General features: G+C 38.8%; 1 protein-coding gene. It reads left to right on the plus strand.

The annotated features are described in order from the left end of the window. A partial coding sequence (locus tag ACFIL3_RS09490; RefSeq protein WP_375682156.1) for a DEAD/DEAH box helicase family protein occupies positions 1-2,786 on the plus strand: 2,786 nt, incomplete at both ends.

The raw sequence follows: 2,786 nt of genomic DNA on the forward strand, positions 1-2,786 counted from the left end.
TATCTTATGCATGACCCTCTCCATTATGGACGATATGAAAAGGTAGAAACCTATTATGAATGGGCTGAAGAGCGTGAAGGTTGGAATAAAAATGATATCGGCATTGATCTGGTGGCAAAGCTTCGCAATCAAGAGGGATATGTGGCTATTCAATGTAAGTTTTATAAAGCTGACCATCAGATCAGTAAAAAAGATATTGATAGCTTTATCGCTGCCTCTGGAAAAGACATCTTTAAATATCGACTTCTCGTTGACAGCACAGAAGTGGAATTAAGTGACAATGTGAATGCCATGATTAAAGGACAAGCGATACCCGTTTATCGTATTGACCTTCGTCATATGGAAAACAGTCGTATAGACTGGCAAATATTTGCAACGAAAAAAGAAGTTGTTCTGAAATCAACAAAAGAGCCTCGTCCCCATCAAGAAGAAGCCATCAAGAAAGTCTGTGAAGGGTTAAAAGAAGCAGATCGTGGCAAGCTGATTATGGCATGTGGAACGGGGAAGACTTTCACTAGCCTTAAGATAGCAGAAACCATAGCAGGAACAGGCAAGCGTGTGTTGTTTCTGGTTCCTTCTCTGGCTTTAGTTTCGCAAACAATCCGTGAATGGACAGCCGATGCACAAGTCCCGTTGCGTTCCTTTGCGGTTTGTTCTGATACGAAAGTAGGCAAGCGTCGTAAAAACCAAGATGATATTGTTGGCATGGAAACATCAGATCTTGTTCTCCCTGCTACAACAGATGCGAAAGCCCTTGCCAAAGAAGCTTGTGAAAACCTAGCAGATGCAATGACGGTCATCTTTTCAACCTATCATTCTATCCAAGTGATTTCGGATGCACAAAATACCCATGGGTTACCTGAATTTGATCTGATCATTTGTGATGAAGCCCATAGAACAACTGGTGTTGTGTTGGGAACAGAAAAGCATGAATCTGAATTTATCAAGGTTCATGACAATAGCATTATTCGAGGCAAAAAACGCCTCTACATGACAGCAACCCCAAAGATCTTTAGTGACAAGCTGAAAAGGAATGCTTTCTTATCCAATAACGTTTTGGTGTCCATGGATAATGAAAAACTCTATGGCAAACAACTTTACACTTACAACTTTTCACGTGCTTTAGAGGATAAGCTGTTATCACCTTGTAAAGTTATCATATTAGTTGTCAACGAAGAAGAAGTAAGTCAATCCATTCAACATCTGATTACCGATAAGAATTATGAACTTATTCTCGATGATAGGACCAAGATTAATGGCTGTTATAGAGCCCTTACCAAAATGGATCTGAAACTTGATCTTGAAGATGACCCCAAACCCATGCGTAGAGCTTTAGCTTTTTGCAAAGATATTGAGACTTCTAAACGCATATGCAAAAGATTCAAAAAAGAAAAAGTGCAAGAATCTTTACGCGCTCTTCATAAAAACTATAAAGATACTCCTCCTCTTAACTGTACCCTTGCCCATATTGATGGAACCTTTAGTGCTAAAGAGCGTACAAAACAACTTGAATGGTTAAAGGAAGATGCGGAGGAAAATACCTGCCGTGTACTTACCAATGTACGCTGTCTTTCTGAAGGTGTTGATGTTCCTGCTCTTGATGCTGTTCTATTTTTACACCCGCGAAAAAGTCAAATTGAGATTATTCAAGCGATCGGACGTGTAATGCGTCGAGCAGAGGGTAAAAAAAGAGGCTATATCATTCTACCCGTTGGGATACCCGCTGATATTCCGCCGGAAATAGCCTTAGAAAACAACCAAAAGTATAATGTCATCTGGCAAGTTCTCAATGCTTTACGTGCTCATGATGATAACTTTAATAAAATAATTCACCATATGCACAAAAAACAAGACGTAAGCGATGCTCTTGAAATTGTTGCTGCTTCTCAAGAACTTGCGTTAGAAGATACGACCACGGTTATTGATGATTTACCTATACGCTCAAAATTAGAGTATTCAGGACTTAATATTGGGTTAGCAACTTACGAATCTTCTCACACATGTGAAGAACAAGGTGAACTCCCCCTTTTTTCTAAATGTAAAGATGTCATTAAAACTGCTATTGTTAATAGATTTTACGATCCTAGCTATTGGAAAAAATGGGCAATAAATGTTGGTGATCTTGCTCAAACTCATATCACACGCTTAACTGAGGTTTTGACGAAATCAGAAACTGAAACACGGCGTGTGTTTAATGGTTTTATGACCGAATTACGTAGTAATTTAAATACAACTATCTCCGAACAAAATGCGATTGAAATGCTTGCGCAACATCTTGTGACGCGTCCAGTCTTTAATGCTTTATTTGAAGGGCATCAGTTTGTTCAAGAAAATCCCGTATCTTGCGCTTTACAACGTGTACTCAATGCCCTTGATAAAGTTACTCCTAAAGAAGAATCTCAAGATCTCAAAAATATTTCTAAGAGTGTACAATTTTACACGCGTGGAATTACCACTCTTGAAGCACAACAAAGTTTAATTGTAGAGCTTTACAATGAATTTTTCCGTTATGCTTTTCCGCGTACAGTAGAAAAATTAGGCATTGTTTATACTCCCATTGAGGTTGTTGATTTTATCATTCATTCTGTTGATGATGTTTTACGCAATGAGTTTGGCAAAAGCTTGGGGGCACGTGGTGTTTCTATTCTTGACCCTTTTACGGGTACTGGGACCTTTATCACACGGCTATTACAATCCAATCTCATCAAACCAGAGGATATGGAATATAAATACCGTTATGATATCCACGCAAATGAGATTGTCTTGCTAGCCTATTACATAGCAGC

It is taken from the genome of Bartonella sp. CE47NXGY (assembly GCF_042195415.1).
GTDB lineage: Bacteria > Pseudomonadota > Alphaproteobacteria > Rhizobiales > Rhizobiaceae > Bartonella.